Raw genomic sequence first — 14,844 nt, 5'->3', positions numbered from 1 at the left:
TTCAAATGAATTAATAATGGTGACTTATGAAAACAGTTAATACAGCAATACCGGCCGGGTTCTCTTTACAGGAGCGGGATCGCCGCTGGGATCTGGCGCGTGACATCATGCGCCAGCGTAATCTGGATGTTCTGATTGTTTATGGTGACCGGGAATCTGCTGCTCCGGCACCGTTCTGCGTGGATCACTATTTTACCAATGACCGCCTCGGATCTGTGGTGATCTTTTATCAGGACAATGACCCGGTTGTGGTGACATTTGCGCCGATGATGATTGCCGATCATATGCAGGCCGCATTACGCGGGGATAATCAGTGGTTGTCGCCGTCACAGATTATGGTCGGTAAAACCGGACGTAATATCGGGGCACTGCTCCGGGAGATGAATGTACCGGCGACGGCGCAAATCGGGGTGATCGGGCTGGAGCCGTATCCGCCATTCTATTTTGATGGTGCGATGCCGTTCAATACCCTGACCGGAATTAAAGAAGCGTATCCGCAGGCGGCGATTGTGCCGGTTTACCGTGACTTTTTTGTCCGTGCGTCGGTGAAAAGTGAAGAAGAACTGGCTCATATCCGTCACGCTGCGGCTATCGGTGAAGCCATGAGCGAAGCGATGCGTATGACAGCCGTTCCCGGAAGCAGTGAAGCGGATATTGCAGCGGCGGTGACGGCCACCTGTTTATCCGCCGGAGGGTTTACCGCAGAGATCCTGATGGGGTCCGGCCCGGAATATATCGGCTGGGGACAGCCTGCCTGGCAGTACCGTTCACAAAAACCGAGAGAAATTGAGCGCGGTGATATTGTGTTGTCAGAGATCTTTGCTTTGTACGGAATGTATGAAACGCAGCATCAGGCAGCAGTTGCGGTCGGAAAAATTCACCCGCAACTGGAAAAAGCTGCACAGGTTGCCCGGGAATGTTATGACATTGGTGTGTCGTATCTGAAAGAGGGGGTGACATTCGGAGAAGTGGTGGATGAAATGGAAAAACCGCTGCTGGCCTCCGGAGGATGGCACGTTCACCCGCTTATTCACAGTATCAATCCGTACGGCCCGATTGGTTTCGGTACTGCACCGGGCATTGAGTCTCTGCCGCTGGTATCCCGTTACCGTAAAGTGGAGCGTTTGCCGAATCCCGGCCGGGAACTGGTGCTGAAAGCGGGGATGAGCTTTGCATTTGAACCGAATTGTGCCTTTGGTTATCATCTGTGTAACCTTGGCGGTACGGTCATTGTCGGGAAAAACGGCGGAATTGAGCTTAATGATAATTCCACCCGGCTGATGCGTGCTGATCTCTGATTAAACCGGTGAATCCCGCAGATGACGGAAAAGATGAATAAACATACGCTCTCCTCAGAGCAGACCAGAGAAAAACTGATACAGGCGGGGATCCGCCTGTTTGCCCTCAGTGGTGTCAGTGGTGTCCGGACCCGGCAGCTGGCGGAAGAGGCGGGTGTGAATCAGTCAGCTATTCCGTATCATCTGGGCGGTAAGTCAGGCGTGTATGCGGCAGTGATCCGGAAAATCACTGATGACCTGGCCGCGGTGACGGATGTCAGCAGGATCGATGCTGCCACAGAGGCACTGACGGCACAGGCGCAGCCGGGCAAAACAGCACTGAAAACAGTACTGGTCAGTATGATCACAGGGCTGTGCAAGGCCTTGTTATCGCCTGAACACGCTCTGTATGGCACACTGATCCTGCGGGAACAGCTGGAGCAGACTGAAAATTATGATGTTATTTATCAGTCATTTATTGAACCTTTTCATCAGCGTCTCTCCCTGCTGGCACAGCTTGCGGATCCTCAGGCGGAAACAAAAGCAACCATTATCAGGGCGCATGCTCTGATAGGGCAGATTCTGGGGTTTGTGGTGGCACAGAAAGCGTATCTGCGCCGCAGTGAAGCGGAATCTGTCAGTGAGGATGAACTGGCGGAAATCACCGGTCAGATTGTACTGCTTTCCTGCCGGGCACTGGGACTGGATGAGGCGTGAATGACAGTGCCGGAGAGTATCCGGCACTGTATTGTCGTGATTACCAGCCGGGAACGGCGCCGCCGTTAAACAGCGTTTCTGCGGCTTTGGCAACTTCCGGTGACTGATAAGCTTTAATAAATTTTTGTACATTCTCCGCGTCTTTATTATCTTCACGGGTCACAATAATATTAACGTATGGTGATTCTTTATCTTCGATAAACACACTGTCTTTTACCGGTGATAAACCAGTCTGCTGAATATAGGTGGTACTGATAATGGCGACTGTAACTTTCGGATCTTTAATCACACGGGGTAACTGAGCGCCTTCCAGCTCCATGATATTCAGTTTCAGCGGATTTTCGGTAATATCCAGCGCGGTCGGTAATAAACCGGTGCCGGATTTTAATTTAATCAGCTTCTCTTTTTCCATTAATAATAATGCGCGACCCAGGTTTGTCGGGTCATTTGGCATGGCAATGGTATCCCCGGTTTTTAATTCACTGATATTTTTAATTTTATCGGAATAACCGGCCATCGGAAATACAAAGGTATTCCCCACGGCGACCAGGTTATAACCTCTGGCATTATTATCCTGAGCCAGGAACGGACGATGCTGGAAGACGTTGGCATCAAGATCACCATTGGCCGTCGGATCATTCGGTAACAATGAACCGCTGAAACCGACCAGTTCGACATCCAGCCCGTATTTTTCTTTGGCCACTTTTTTGGCGACCTCAGCCACATCCTGCTCGGCGCCATTAATCACACCAACTTTAATTTTTGTCATGTCAGTTGTGCCCTTATCACAACCTGACAGTAAAAATCCCAGTGCTAAAACGGCACCGGAAAAAAACAGAGAGAGTTGCTTTTTCATTATGTTCACCATTCTGTTTACTGAAAGTATGTACCAGTAAATAGCGGTAAAATGAAAGAAAGGTCAACGGGAAGGGTGATGCAAAAATTTCATCTTGACAGAAATAAAAAAAAGCCCGCAATCCGCGGGCATAATCACAACATTTCTTCAGGGTACTCTCTACTTGGATGAACTTACTATACCGGAGCGGATGTGTAGTAGTGTCCGGCTTTTTAAAGCTTGATTAATGTATTATCGGGATTTGTCAGCAAACCATGACAAAGTGTGACAGATCGCACATTAATATCCGAAAGTTATCATGATGAGAAAAAAAGAATATAGCAAACCGGAAAATGGCCGTTGTATTGAACAAATACGCAGTTACTGACCTGTTCAGGCAAATATTCCGATATACTCATTTCGGAAGCCTGCATAATGATAAGTAATGCATGTTGTTATTTATCAATGATAAACGAAGCAATAATATGCCAAATAAAATCTTTTCACCAGAATATAATCCGGTAGAGCGGGTCGCTTTTGATATGGCACTGTATCCTGAATGCTACAAAGCAGCTGATAACCAGCGTAAGCGGGAATATCCCGGTTCACACGTCAAACTGCATTCGGTCGGGTAATGTTGTCAATGCCGGACGAATTTACAGAGTTAAGTGCGGCGGACAGAGAGTGCTTTTGTGACTCTGTCCATCGGATGTCTGTTCAGAGATAAGACCGGCGGTTTTTCATTGCATTCTCCGTTGATGGCGGCTTTCAGCGCTGCATTGAGCCGGTATTCCGCCTGTAGTTGTTGTCTGCGTGCAGCCCGGCGGGCTCTGGCGCACTGATATCCGCGGCAACTCATTTTTACCTCCCTCTATTTCTGAGTTATCAGTATAAAAATACTTATGGTATTATTGTGAGGTATTATTTTTCCTGAAAAATAAATACTAAAGATATTGGTTGTAATCAGTAAAATGCCCTCCGGCGGGAGGGCGGCAGGAGATGATTACAGTTTCATCATCATCTGAACGGCAACACCGATAATTTTACAGTCACCGTTAACTTTCATGGCCGGCCACGTCGGGTTGAGTCCTTTCAGATACCAGTTGCCGCCATCGATCACCAGTTTTTTGAACGTTGCTTCGTTGGAATCCGTCAGCTTTGCGACGACCAGGCTACCGTTTTCGGAATCTTTGCCGGTGTCGATCAGGATCAGTGAACCGTCAGGCACACTCTTGCCGGTCGGTGCGGTCATGGATTCGCCTTCGACTCTCAGCCAGAATGCGGCTCCCTGAACATGGGTTTCCGATTCATACCATTCGTCGATTTGATCCAACCCGTAAGCTTCATTCGCCTCATTCCAGGCACCCGCCTGTACCCAGCTGATTAACGGATATCTCGGGGAGGGTTTGTAAGGGCGAAGGCCGGAAATATTGCTGTCAATAGCGGCACTCAGTGCCTGTGCCTCTGCGGCAAGAGACGGGCTGAAATCAGAAATAGGGACATTGAGTTGTGCGGAAAACACACTTGCTGTCTGTAAATTCAATGCATTACGGCCGTTAAGATAGTGACCGACGGCGCCCTGGCTGATATTCAGTATGTCAGCAATGCTCTGCTGGGTGATACCCAGCTCTTTTTTCTTTGACTCATACAAAGCTTTCAGTCTTCGGCAGTCTGCCAGCTGTTCTGTCGTCAGTTGTCGTTTTTCATTCATACAATATTAATACCAAAATCAGATTTTTTGTCAATACTAAAGATATTGACATGTTTAATAGTTATGGTATTATTTGTCTGTCAACAGTGATGTTGTCCCGCTCTTTAACAGACTGCGCTGAAAAATGCGCACCAACAGCCGGAATCACGCCACAGGTGTGAACAGGCTCCGGCGATGCTGAATGCATCGCTATCAAAAAAGCATCCCGTAAGCGGGATGGTCGCCGGTATTCTCCGGCACTATTTATGTTCAGTAACTTTATTTAAATTTGCCCTGCACATTATTTTTATTTAATAACATCCGGCACGGCCTCGTTTAATATGCGGCGCAACCGGTAATTACAGGATGATACTTCAGAGGATATATTATGACTGAGGAAAAACTTAAAATATACGTCAATATTATCCGGGCCTGCCGGGATTATGATTGTTTTACCAACAGTGATGCTGCGCGATATACGGAGACATCTGAAATCTTTATCCGCACATATACCACGATCCTGCATAAAATCGGCAGTCTGATAAAAATAGGGATGGTTAAGCAGGGGCGGCATTATATACCACAATATGCGGTGGCACCGTATGCTGTCACGCGTCTGTACCGCTATGTCCTTGAAATAAGAGGAGAACCTGAACCCGAACCGGTAATGAAATGTCCGTCAAAGGGAATGAAACGGATTAAATTCTGCGGGCGGGTGGTAAATAAAGCCTTTATTTCACCGGGATTCGGACGTTCTGCAATTACCGATATTGATTCACGGTTAAAAGCAGTAAGAAATAAAGAACCGGAAACGATTTTACATTAATTTTTATATTTCATACATTATCTGAGTTTACCTTTCAATAATATTTACGGAACACTCTGCAAGGGAGTGTATATGAGCATGTCAGATAAATATTCCGGGCCCGCAGCATATACCTGGGGGCTTATCACTTCCGTTTTGGGTGTGTTATCGCTGGATCAGTGGGCAGTCCTTATCGGGATTATCTGCACCATCGGTACATTTTTTATCAATTGGTATTACCGGCGGAAAGAGTTTCAGATAAAAGCCGGAGATCACCATGAAGAATAATCTGAGCAAAAAAGTGATTGCCGCAGCAGCAGGCGGCGCAATTTCTGCCGCTCTGGTGCTGATTCCGGCTTATGAAGGGGTGGAATACCGGCCTTACCGCGATGTGGCCGGGGTGCTGACTGTCTGTTACGGGCATACCGGCAGTGATATTCAGGCCGGAAAGATTTATACGGCGGATGAATGCCGGGCGCTGCTGCATCGTGATCTGGATAAAATCCGCCGTGCGGTTGATCCGATGATCAAAGTGTCGGTTGATGACACCACCCGGGCGGCCATCTATTCCTTTGTTTACAACGTCGGTCCGGGAGCGTTTTCCCGCTCTTCGATGCTGCGAAAACTGAACAACGGTGATATTGCCGGTGCCTGTGAGGAAATGAAACGCTGGACATTTGCCGGCGGCCGGCAGTGGCAGGGGCTGATTAACCGGCGTGAAACGGAGAATGCGGTATGTCGTGCAACCCTGTAGTGCTGATCATTGCTGCGATTCTCATACTGTCAGCCGCTGCCGGGACATCCGCAGGCGGCTGTTATCCACTATCAGTGTGAAACCCTATGAATATGCTGACAAAAATACTGGCCGGTCTCTGCATTGTGATACTGACCGGCCTGTTGCTGACACTGCATCTGTACAGCGGTGCAAAAGGTAATTACCTGATACTGAAAGATCAGTATGACCGGCAACTGGCTGTCAATAATCTGACCCGGATGATGTTTATGGCCGGGCATCATATTGCGCTCAGCAATATCAGAGCAAAGCAGGCGGAGGAGGCGGAACATATCAATGTTAAGACAATTATTAAAACCGTACTTAAAGAGGATGAATGTGCTGCCGTTCCTGTGCCTGGTGGCATTACCGGCGGGTTGCAGCAATACGAAAGAGATATTCGTACCCGCGCCGGTGGTGCCGGTTCCGGCTCATCTTCTCGCTGACTGCCCGCTGCCGGTTATCCCCGATGAACTGACTTACGGCGGCGCGATCCTGTTGCTGACGGATGCGATGAAAACAATCGCGGACTGTAATCACGATAAGCGGGCGATACGGGAGTTTGAGCAAATACGGGCTTCCGGAGCGGATTATAAGGCATTTCAATGATGCTGTATATTTAAACAGTTCAATGTTGAACAATGTTATTTGAGGACTAAAAAATGACAGAAGTGACAAAGGAAATGTGCTGTGAGGATGGGCAAACGGTTATCAGCATTGTTGTTAATAACTGCTGCAAATGCGGGTGTGAATGTAAAGAGCCGGAAAAACCGGAACCGACGTGTCCGCCGGTAACGCCGACATGTACACCGCCGGATACACCGTGGGCAACAACAACACCGTCACCGGAGACACCGCTGACACCAACAACACCAACATTTACAGATGGGATTACGATCGATTTTTGATGCAGCAATAGTTTTAAGCATTAAATCAGCAAAGCTTCGCTAAACAGCGGGGCTTTTTTATCCGGAGGATAGATTATAACTGCCGGATCACGGACAGAGGAATGGTGTTCTGGTGTCCCCTGCAGGAATCGAACCTGCAATTAGCCCTTAGGAGGGGCTTGTTATATCCATTTAACTAAGAGGACATGATGTCTGATGGTATGGCCGGTTTTGCGGCGGGTCATATGTTAACGCTCAACCCCGCATTCTATCAAGTCTTTATTTCCGCTTTGTTTTTTCTCCGTTTCCGGTTACCGGTGCATTTTTTATGTGGTGCGCCGGTCCCGGATGTACAGATTGAGTGCATTACCTGCGGGCTCCGGGGTGTCTGATTATATTTATGGTAATGTTTTCGTAACCTTTTGTTTTAGCCACGAAATAAAAATATCTGCTTTCGGATTGCGCCTGTCTCCGAGCATAGCAAAGTAATATCGCTGACTGCATGTCAGTGAAATATCGCCGAAGGGCATTACCAGCATCCTGCTCCGGATACGTTTTTCCACCAGTTGTTTACGCCCCATCGCGACACCGGCATGATTCATCGCGGCCACAATCGCCAAATCTGAACGATCAAAACACAGATTGCGCCGGTGAGGGAATAAATCAGGCTGATAGTGTTCACTCCAGGCTTTCCATTCGTCGTAATCCGAGTTACTGCTCCATGCCTGGCGGTCATGCAATAACATACAGTTCCTGAGCTGATGAATATTGTTATGCAGCTCATAGCGTTTTGCATATTCCGGGCTGCATACCGGCACGATCGATTCTGACATCAAATCTTCGCAACAGAGATTAGGTCTTGATATATCATCGTAATAAATTGCGATATCAATGCCATAGCCGCGAAAATTGACATCATCATTGCCTGTCAGCAGGTTCAGCTGAATAGCAGGATACTGCTCTGTGAAATCCGCGATCCCCGGAATCAGCCAGCATTGCGCCAGTGACGGGCGGGAATAGACCGTTAACTCGCCGGAAATTTCCTGATTTTTGATATCAATAATTTCCTGGTTTATATCATCCAGGTTTTTCCGTAATGCCCAGTAGATGCGTTCACCATCTGATGTGAGTTCAACCCGCCGGTGAAAACGCTCAAATAACCGGAAACCCAGTTCACTTTCGAGGGTGTTGATACGGTGGCTTACCGCACCAGGCGTCAGCGCCAGTTCCTGTGCTGCCAGAGCAAATGAACTGTGCCGTGCCGCCGCTTCGAAAGTATGCAGACGTGACAGCTGATGGCTTGATACCCGCTTGTTTCGCCGCAGGGATCCTGATGGTTCATACCGGTTTATATCTGATGACATACTCGCTCTCTTTTTATTACGCAGGATGTTTTTTGCATAAAGAATACTGCGTTTAAGGTGAATTTATATGATGCAATTCACGAAAAAAGTGCTGATTTTGACGAATGTCACGCATTTGAGTTAATACAGCTAATCCAAAGCCCTGGTTTCATCGTTTGTCACTCCTGAATATTTATTATCCAATGAATGCACAACAACAATATAACCAGGGGTAGGATATGGACTCTGTAATGTGGATGATCGGCACGCTGGTTTTCAGTATCTTGCTGATCATTATTTCAATTATTAAATTTAAGTTTCATCCGTTTTTAGCATTATTGCTCACCAGCTTTTTTGTCGGTATCGCCATGAATATGGAACCGCAGGATATGGTCAGCGCCATCGAAAGCGGAATCGGCGGGACACTCGGATTTTTGGCGGCGATTATCGGACTGGGGACCATACTCGGAAAGATGATGGAAATATCCGGCGCTGCTGAGCGAATCGGGATTACGCTGGAAAAGTGCCGCTGGTTAAGTCCGGATGTCACTATGATATTGATCGGCCTTATCTGTGGTATCACGCTGTTTGTTGAGGTCGGGGTTGTGTTACTGATCCCGCTGGCATTTTCGATTGCCAAAAAAACAAATACCTCATTATTAAAACTGGCGATTCCGTTATGTACAGCGCTGATGGCCGTACACTGCATTATTCCGCCGCATCCCGCAGCGTTGTTTGTCACCAATGAGCTCGGTGCGGATATCGGCACCGTTATTGTGGCCGGGTTAGCAGTGGGGCTGGTTGCTTCACTGATTGGCGGACCGCTGTTCCTGAAATTTTTGGGAGATCGTTTACCGTTCAAAGTTGTGCCGGCTGCGTTTGCTGACCTGAAAGTGCGTGAAGAAAAAGATTTACCCTCATTAGGCGCGGCGCTATTTACGGTTCTGCTGCCGATTGTGCTCATGCTGATTAAAACAACCGCTGATTTAAACATGAGCAAAGATAGCCCGTTATTCACCTTTTTACAGTTTATCGGTAATCCGATAACTGCGATGTTTATCGCCGCGTTTGCCGCTTATTACGTCCTGGGTATCCGCCGAAATATGGGAATGAGCGTGCTGCTCAGCAAAACGGAAGAGAGCTTTAGCTCGATTGCGAATATCTTATTGATTATCGGGGCGGGAGGTGCATTTAACGGCATCCTGAAAGGCAGCGGGCTGAGTGATTCTCTCGCGCTGGTGCTGTCCGGTATCGATATACATCCTATTTTACTTGCCTGGCTGGTGGCTATCATTCTTCATGCCGCAGTCGGATCAGCAACGGTTGCCATGATGGGCGCGACTGCAATCGTGGCTCCGCTGATGCCGCTGTACCCGCACATCAGCCCTGAAATTATGACGCTGGCTATCGGCTCCGGGGCAATCGGCTGCACCATTGTGACTGATTCCTTATTCTGGCTGGTTAAACAATATTGCAATGCCACGCTGACGGAAACGTTTCGTTATTACAGTGTTGCCACGCTGATTGCGTCCGTTGTCGCGCTGGCCGGCACTTTTGCACTTTCCTATGTGATTTAAAAGAGAGTAATGATGACTCAGATTAATATTGAAAAGTTAATTGCTGACTATCCATTAGTTCAGGAACTGATTGATTTAAAACAGGTGGCATGGTTTAACCCCGGCGTAACGACCACGGAAGCGGGTTTACCGTATGTGGGATTGACGCTTGAGAATGTGAAGGACGCGGAGGCCCGCTTAGCCCGCTTTGCCCCGTATCTGATGAAAGCATTTCCTGAAACGCAGGCCATGCAGGGGATCATTGAATCTGACACGGTAGCGATTCCTGATATGCAGGCCGCTCTTGCGGCGCGTTATCAGACTCCGCTGACAGGGAAAATGTATCTCAAAAAAGACAGTCATCTGCCAATCTCCGGTTCAATAAAAGCGCGCGGCGGGATCTATGAAGTGCTGACTCATGCGGAAAAATTAGCGCTGGAAGCCGGGTTGCTGTCAACCGGTGATGATTATGCGGTGTTATTTTCTGATGAATTCAGGCAGTTTTTCAGTCAGTATCGTATTGCCGTCGGATCAACCGGTAACTTAGGAATGTCCATCGGTATTATGAGTGCGAAACTGGGCTTCAGTGTCAGTGTGCACATGTCTGCGGATGCCAGACAATGGAAAAAAGACAAATTACGTTCTCATGGTGTCAATGTTGTTGAGTATGAGCAGGATTACAGTATTGCGGTGGAGCAGGGGCGTAAAGAGGCGGAAAAAGATCCGTCCTGCTTCTTTATTGATGATGAAAACTCCTCCACACTCTTTTTGGGCTATGCGGTGGCGGGGCTGCGGCTGAAAAAGCAATTTGCCGAAAAGGGAATTACCGTTGATGAGCAGCATCCGCTGTTTGTCTATTTGCCCTGCGGTGTCGGCGGGGGGCCCGGAGGCGTTGCCTTCGGATTAAAACTGGCATTCGGGGATGCGGTACATTGTTTCTTTGCAGAACCGACGCATTCACCCTGTATGTTACTCGGGGTGCATACCGGTCTTCATGATGCCGTCTCTGTTCAGGAAATCGGTATTGATAATATTACTGCGGCAGATGGTCTCGCGGTCGGCCGGGCATCCGGATTTGTCGGCCGGGCAATGGAGCGGTTGATCGACGGTTATTACACTATTGATGATGCGGAAATGTATAGCCTGTTAGGATTGCTTGATCAGACTGAAGCCATCAGGCTGGAACCTTCCGCGTTAGCGGGCATGCCCGGTTGTGTGCATGTGACCCGGAATGAAGCCTATTTACAGGCTAACGCCCTGACACCGGAAGTGATGGCAAATGCCACGCATCTGGTCTGGGCAACCGGCGGCGGCATGGTTCCGGAAGATGAGATGCAGAAATATTTATCACAGGCCAGAGGTAACTGACAGGGCGGTGATTAACTGAACAGACCGGGACCGGCGTAATTGTTGCCGGTTCCGGTATCAGGTGATTATTTACGGCTCATTTCCTGTGACTTTTCTGTCGCGCTGCGGACACCGGCTATCACCGCCTGACGTAAACCCATTTCTTCCAGTTTGGTGACCGCTTCAATTGTGGTGCCGCCCGGCGAACAGACCATATCTTTCAGTTCACCCGGATGTTTACCAGTTTCGAGAACCATTTTTGCTGCGCCCATAACGGTTTGTGCTGCAAATTCATAGGCCTGTTTACGCGGCATACCGCCGGCCACAGCCGCATCTGCCATTGCTTCAATAAACATGAAAACATATGCAGGAGCGGAGCCGCTGACGCCAATCACGGCATCAATCAGTGATTCCGGTACTAACTCAGCGCGGCCGAAACTGCGGCACAGTGACATCACCAGCTCAGTTTCTGCATCTGTCAGATAACCATTCACGGTAACGGATGTCATCCCGGCATTGACCAGCGCGGGGGTGTTCGGCATCAGGCGGACCACTTTGGATGATGGCGGCAGGGCGGCTTCCAGAACTTCCAGTGTGACACCGGCGGCCATCGAAACAATCAGGGTATCCGCTTTCAGACAAGGGGAAATATCACGCAATACACCGGGAACGGCATAAGGTTTTACACCTATAAAAATAATATCGGATTGTTCCGCCACCCGCTGAGCCTGTGCCTCGCCGTGAACACCGAACTCCTGCGCCACGCGGTCGGTACTGGCCGGGCTGTGGTTATGCACAAAAACAGTATCGGGAGAAATAATTTTTCCTGAAATCAGGCCGTTAAGGATGGCTTTCCCCATATTTCCGCAACCAATAAATCCGACTTTTTTATTCATGATGGCTCCTGTATTGCTGATAAAGACTGACCGGAAGAGCAGGATACCACTCTGCACCGCCGGGGTAACCCGGTAATTTCGGCATGATTTACATACACAAATATACAAAATCCGGGTAATATTGACCTATTATAAATACGTGAAACTGTAAATTTTGCTCACGTTCTGGCATGGAGAAACATATGAAGTATCAGGTAAGTGGCCTGACACTTGCTGCGGTGCTGCTGATTGGCGGGTGCGCAAGTTCGGATCAGACACCGGGAACGCGCAGTGATCCGCTCGAAGGATTTAACCGCTCAATGTTCAATTTTAACTATAACGTGCTGGATCCTTACGTGCTCAGACCGGTGGCGGTTGCCTGGCGTGATTATGTGCCGACACCGGCACGAAACGGCACCATCAACTTCCTCGGTAACCTCGAAGAACCGGCCAGTATGGTCAACAACTTTCTGCGCGGGGATTTTTACCAGGGATTTAAGCACTTTAACCGCTTCTTCCTCAACACGGTCTTTGGCCTGGGCGGCCTGATTGATGTCGCGTCTATGGCGAACCCTGAACTGGCGAAAACAGAACCGGCCCGGTTTGGTAATACCCTGGGTTATTATGGTATGGGTTATGGTCCGTATGTGGTGATTCCGGGTTATGGTGGCGCAACGCCGCGTGTGGATGGCGGCGACTGGCTGGATACCACATATCCGATGCTGAGTTATCTGACTATCTGGATGGGGGTCGGTAAATGGGCTATCGAAGGGATTGATAACCGTGCTCAGGCACTGGATGCGGAAGGGGTGCTGCATAACTCCAGCGATCCGTATCTGATGATGCGTGAAGCCTACTTCCAGCGTAATGATTTCCTGGCTTCCGGTGGCGCACTGAAAGTGCAGGAAAACCCGAATGCGGCAGCGATTGCTGATGAACTGGATTCTATCGACAGCGAATAATGTGCTGGTGGCAGACAAATAAAAAAGTTCTGGTCAGTGACCAGAACTTTTTTTATGCATTCAGACCGGAAAATCAGAAGCTGTAGTTAAAGTTAACACCGTATAACCAGGCTTTGCCGGAGGAGCTGAATTCGTAGTTTGGTAACTGCATATCAGCCATACCCGGCACTTTGCTGCCCAATGTGTTGAGCTGATCTTTTGATAACAACGGTTCAGAAATATTGACTTTACGTCCGTGCATATAGGCGACACCAACATCAACAGACGCGTCTTTATTAAATGCATAGGTTGAACCCAGGCTGAACCAGATACGATCCTGATCCGGAATAGAGATAGAGCGGTTGTTTGCCGGGACAGGGCTATCATCAAAGGCAATACCACCACGGAAAGTCCAGTTATCGTCATGATAATAAGTGGTACCTAATGCCACCCGGTAGGCATTTTTGAAACCTTCATGCTTTTCAAACAGAACGTTGCCGTTTCCTTTATCTGTTGCTTTCAGCTCCTGGAATGAATCCCAGCCGGTGTAAGCAAAGGTATAGTGAACCGCCCATTTTGGTGCAACGCGGTGATAAGCGGAGAATTCCCAGATATCCGGTAAATTCAGATCAAGCTTACCTTTTGTGGAACGGTCAACCACCCCCGGAATGTTTTGGGTGAAATCACCGTCTTTAAATTTCACAGTCACTTTAGAGCGATATGTCAGACTGAAACGATTGTTTTTATCCAGTTCATATAACATACCGGCGTTCCAGCCATAGCCCCAGCCGTCACCTTTGAGTTTAGCCAGATTTGAATCCGCCGGGACTGCTGCCATACCTTTTGCCATTGCAAGCAATCGCTCTCTTTTGAGTTGATCAGGTGTCTGCGCAGCCATTTTTTGTAGTACACCGCCTGCCACTGGACCCATCTCACCGGTATGACGCGAAATTTCCGCATCAGCGTAAACCGCATTCAATCCCAGACCAAAACTGAAGTTGTCATTCAGGCGGTAAGCCCCTGCCATATTAAAGTTAGCAGTCATCAGATCGGTTTTGCCGCCGATAGCACCGGCCGAATAGTTATCTTTGAACTCTGTCGCCAGACCGAAGTTGGATGTGGCGGAGGCACCAAAAAACCATTTTTCATTAATTGGTGTAATAAAATGCAGGTTCGGGACAACCGCATTTGGTGCGATATCTTTGGCATCCGTGCTGTTGCCGGTCAGCGGGGATTTTCCTTTGATATCTACTGCGGGATTGATCATGATCGCACCGGCGGACATGGACGGGCGATCAAATAATGTCATTGCTGCCGGGTTGCGGCTGCCGACGCTGGCATCATCTGCCACGGCACCTTCCCCTGAAAACGCACGTCCGAGTGCAGACGTGGAATACTCATTTAATTGAAAACCCGCCGCAAAAGCCTGAGTTGCTGTTAATGAAACTGCCACTGCTAATGCTGAACGAGTGAACAGGTTTTTCTGGTTCATGACCAAAACCCTCTTGTTTATTTTGTTTATGTACTACTTTGGTAGTTAGAAGTAGCGCTGGATTGTATGTTTGCTTGTGAATATGACAAATCAGACCAGTTGAGAGAGTATAGAATCAGTACACTGAAATGTTATTTTTTTGTACTGAAATAAGCGAATTGAGATGTGAAAATGCGATTTGGATTACAAAATTTTAACATTTGTGGTTTTTTTCAGGGCGAAAAGTGGCTTTAGCCCGAGTAGATCAAACAATAGATTGAATTTTTATGGTTTACTTTGATAAATGGTATGATTCAGTACTAAGACT

16 protein-coding genes and 1 tRNA gene are annotated in these 14,844 nt (G+C 48.3%); 10 read left to right on the top strand and 7 right to left on the bottom strand.

Going from position 1 to position 14,844, the window contains the following annotated elements; genetic code table 11:
• The first annotated feature begins 26 nt into the window (after positions 1–26).
• Together AB7038_RS02625 and AB7038_RS02620 are read left to right on the top strand one after the other, a co-directional pair.
• Positions 27–1,298, top strand: coding sequence for a M24 family metallopeptidase (locus tag AB7038_RS02625; RefSeq protein WP_369452695.1), 1,272 nt, complete (start codon positions 27–29; stop codon positions 1,296–1,298).
• Between the two features lie 33 nt (positions 1,299–1,331).
• Positions 1,332–1,994: a CerR family C-terminal domain-containing protein gene (locus AB7038_RS02620; RefSeq protein ID WP_369452694.1), complete on the top strand. Its 663-nt coding sequence runs from the start codon at positions 1,332–1,334 to the stop codon at positions 1,992–1,994.
• 40 nt (positions 1,995–2,034) lie between these two features.
• On the opposite strand, the gene nlpA is transcribed toward AB7038_RS02620, so the two are convergent.
• Positions 2,035–2,850, bottom strand: a complete 816-nt coding sequence (nlpA, locus tag AB7038_RS02615) for a lipoprotein NlpA (protein ID WP_368888870.1) — start codon at positions 2,848–2,850, stop codon at positions 2,035–2,037.
• Between the two features lie 464 nt (positions 2,851–3,314).
• On the opposite strand from nlpA, the gene AB7038_RS02610 reads away from it, so the two are divergent.
• The gene (locus tag AB7038_RS02610; protein ID WP_369452693.1) at positions 3,315–3,464 is read left to right on the top strand and encodes a hypothetical protein; all 150 of its coding nucleotides are present in this window, start codon (positions 3,315–3,317) and stop codon (positions 3,462–3,464) included.
• Positions 3,465–3,493: 29 nt separating this feature from the next.
• Here AB7038_RS02610 and AB7038_RS02605 read toward each other — a convergent pair whose 3' ends face one another.
• Positions 3,494–3,688 (bottom strand): hypothetical protein, encoded by a 195-nt coding sequence (locus tag AB7038_RS02605; protein WP_368888868.1) that lies wholly within the window; start codon positions 3,686–3,688, stop codon positions 3,494–3,496.
• A gap of 144 nt (positions 3,689–3,832) precedes the next feature.
• The gene (locus tag AB7038_RS02600; protein ID WP_186848860.1) at positions 3,833–4,540 is read right to left on the bottom strand and encodes a LexA family protein; all 708 of its coding nucleotides are present in this window, start codon (positions 4,538–4,540) and stop codon (positions 3,833–3,835) included.
• A gap of 877 nt (positions 4,541–5,417) precedes the next feature.
• Here AB7038_RS02600 and AB7038_RS02595 point away from each other — a divergent pair.
• From AB7038_RS02595 to lysC, 4 genes are all read left to right on the top strand, one after another.
• Positions 5,418–5,612: a phage holin family protein gene (locus tag AB7038_RS02595; RefSeq protein WP_072868710.1), complete on the top strand. Its 195-nt coding sequence runs from the start codon at positions 5,418–5,420 to the stop codon at positions 5,610–5,612.
• Complete coding sequence (locus tag AB7038_RS02590) at positions 5,602–6,078, top strand: lysozyme (protein ID WP_072868707.1); 477 nt, start codon at positions 5,602–5,604, stop codon at positions 6,076–6,078. The genes AB7038_RS02595 and AB7038_RS02590 overlap by 11 nt, the downstream gene beginning before the upstream one ends.
• Positions 6,079–6,164: 86 nt before the next feature.
• Positions 6,165–6,542, top strand: a complete 378-nt coding sequence (locus AB7038_RS02585; RefSeq protein ID WP_349418220.1) for a hypothetical protein — start codon at positions 6,165–6,167, stop codon at positions 6,540–6,542.
• Positions 6,430–6,705, top strand: a complete 276-nt coding sequence (lysC, locus tag AB7038_RS18170; RefSeq protein WP_072868703.1) for an Rz1-like lysis system protein LysC — start codon at positions 6,430–6,432, stop codon at positions 6,703–6,705. The genes AB7038_RS02585 and lysC overlap by 113 nt, the downstream gene beginning before the upstream one ends.
• Before the next feature lie 409 nt (positions 6,706–7,114).
• Here the strand turns inward: lysC and AB7038_RS02580 are convergent.
• Together AB7038_RS02580 and dsdC are read right to left on the bottom strand one after the other, a co-directional pair.
• Positions 7,115–7,189 (bottom strand) — tRNA-Arg (locus AB7038_RS02580).
• A 192-nt stretch (positions 7,190–7,381) separates the two neighbouring features.
• Positions 7,382–8,347, bottom strand: a complete 966-nt coding sequence (dsdC, locus tag AB7038_RS02575; protein WP_369452692.1) for a DNA-binding transcriptional regulator DsdC — start codon at positions 8,345–8,347, stop codon at positions 7,382–7,384.
• Positions 8,348–8,565: 218 nt separating this feature from the next.
• On the opposite strand from dsdC, the gene dsdX reads away from it, so the two are divergent.
• Entirely contained in the window at positions 8,566–9,903 is a 1,338-nt protein-coding gene (gene dsdX / locus AB7038_RS02570; protein ID WP_369452691.1) for a D-serine transporter DsdX, read from the top strand.
• Positions 9,904–9,915: 12 nt separating this feature from the next.
• Positions 9,916–11,250, top strand: coding sequence for a D-serine ammonia-lyase (locus AB7038_RS02565; protein ID WP_369452757.1), 1,335 nt, complete (start codon positions 9,916–9,918; stop codon positions 11,248–11,250).
• A 65-nt stretch (positions 11,251–11,315) separates the two neighbouring features.
• On the opposite strand, the gene proC is transcribed toward AB7038_RS02565, so the two are convergent.
• Positions 11,316–12,125, bottom strand: a complete 810-nt coding sequence (proC, locus tag AB7038_RS02560) for a pyrroline-5-carboxylate reductase (RefSeq protein WP_369452690.1) — start codon at positions 12,123–12,125, stop codon at positions 11,316–11,318.
• Positions 12,126–12,307: 182 nt separating this feature from the next.
• Here proC and mlaA point away from each other — a divergent pair, with 182 nt between their 5' ends.
• On the top strand, positions 12,308–13,066 hold the full coding sequence (gene mlaA, locus AB7038_RS02555) for a phospholipid-binding lipoprotein MlaA (RefSeq protein WP_004239833.1): 759 nt from the start codon (positions 12,308–12,310) through the stop codon (positions 13,064–13,066).
• 73 nt (positions 13,067–13,139) lie between these two features.
• On the opposite strand, the gene fadL is transcribed toward mlaA, so the two are convergent.
• Entirely contained in the window at positions 13,140–14,537 is a 1,398-nt protein-coding gene (fadL, locus tag AB7038_RS02550; RefSeq protein WP_369452689.1) for a long-chain fatty acid transporter FadL, read from the bottom strand.
• Positions 14,538–14,844 lie beyond the last annotated feature (307 nt).

This window comes from Morganella morganii (genome assembly GCF_041099235.1).
Lineage (GTDB): Bacteria > Pseudomonadota > Gammaproteobacteria > Enterobacterales > Enterobacteriaceae > Morganella > Morganella morganii_E.
The sequence above is the reverse complement of the archived record's forward strand: the minus strand, read 5'-3'. Positions and strand labels throughout refer to the sequence as shown.

Bases quoted from the DNA above. Each gene is read 5' to 3' on its own strand.
- AB7038_RS02610 (WP_369452693.1), top strand. From the start codon at position 3,315: ATGCCAAATAAAATCTTTTCACCAGAATATAATCCGGTAGAGCGGGTC.
- AB7038_RS02590 (WP_072868707.1), top strand. From the start codon at position 5,602: ATGAAGAATAATCTGAGCAAAAAAGTGATTGCCGCAGCAGCAGGCGGC.
- mlaA (WP_004239833.1), top strand. From the start codon at position 12,308: ATGAAGTATCAGGTAAGTGGCCTGACACTTGCTGCGGTGCTGCTGATT.
- nlpA (WP_368888870.1), bottom strand. From the start codon at position 2,850: ATGAAAAAGCAACTCTCTCTGTTTTTTTCCGGTGCCGTTTTAGCACTG.
- AB7038_RS02585 (WP_349418220.1), top strand. From the start codon at position 6,165: ATGAATATGCTGACAAAAATACTGGCCGGTCTCTGCATTGTGATACTG.
- fadL (WP_369452689.1), bottom strand. From the start codon at position 14,537: ATGAACCAGAAAAACCTGTTCACTCGTTCAGCATTAGCAGTGGCAGTT.
- lysC (WP_072868703.1), top strand. From the start codon at position 6,430: ATGAATGTGCTGCCGTTCCTGTGCCTGGTGGCATTACCGGCGGGTTGC.
- dsdX (WP_369452691.1), top strand. From the start codon at position 8,566: ATGGACTCTGTAATGTGGATGATCGGCACGCTGGTTTTCAGTATCTTG.
- AB7038_RS02565 (WP_369452757.1), top strand. From the start codon at position 9,916: ATGACTCAGATTAATATTGAAAAGTTAATTGCTGACTATCCATTAGTT.
- AB7038_RS02600 (WP_186848860.1), bottom strand. From the start codon at position 4,540: ATGAATGAAAAACGACAACTGACGACAGAACAGCTGGCAGACTGCCGA.
- AB7038_RS02605 (WP_368888868.1), bottom strand. From the start codon at position 3,688: ATGAGTTGCCGCGGATATCAGTGCGCCAGAGCCCGCCGGGCTGCACGC.
- AB7038_RS02625 (WP_369452695.1), top strand. From the start codon at position 27: ATGAAAACAGTTAATACAGCAATACCGGCCGGGTTCTCTTTACAGGAG.
- AB7038_RS02595 (WP_072868710.1), top strand. From the start codon at position 5,418: ATGAGCATGTCAGATAAATATTCCGGGCCCGCAGCATATACCTGGGGG.
- proC (WP_369452690.1), bottom strand. From the start codon at position 12,125: ATGAATAAAAAAGTCGGATTTATTGGTTGCGGAAATATGGGGAAAGCC.
- dsdC (WP_369452692.1), bottom strand. From the start codon at position 8,347: ATGTCATCAGATATAAACCGGTATGAACCATCAGGATCCCTGCGGCGA.
- AB7038_RS02620 (WP_369452694.1), top strand. From the start codon at position 1,332: ATGAATAAACATACGCTCTCCTCAGAGCAGACCAGAGAAAAACTGATA.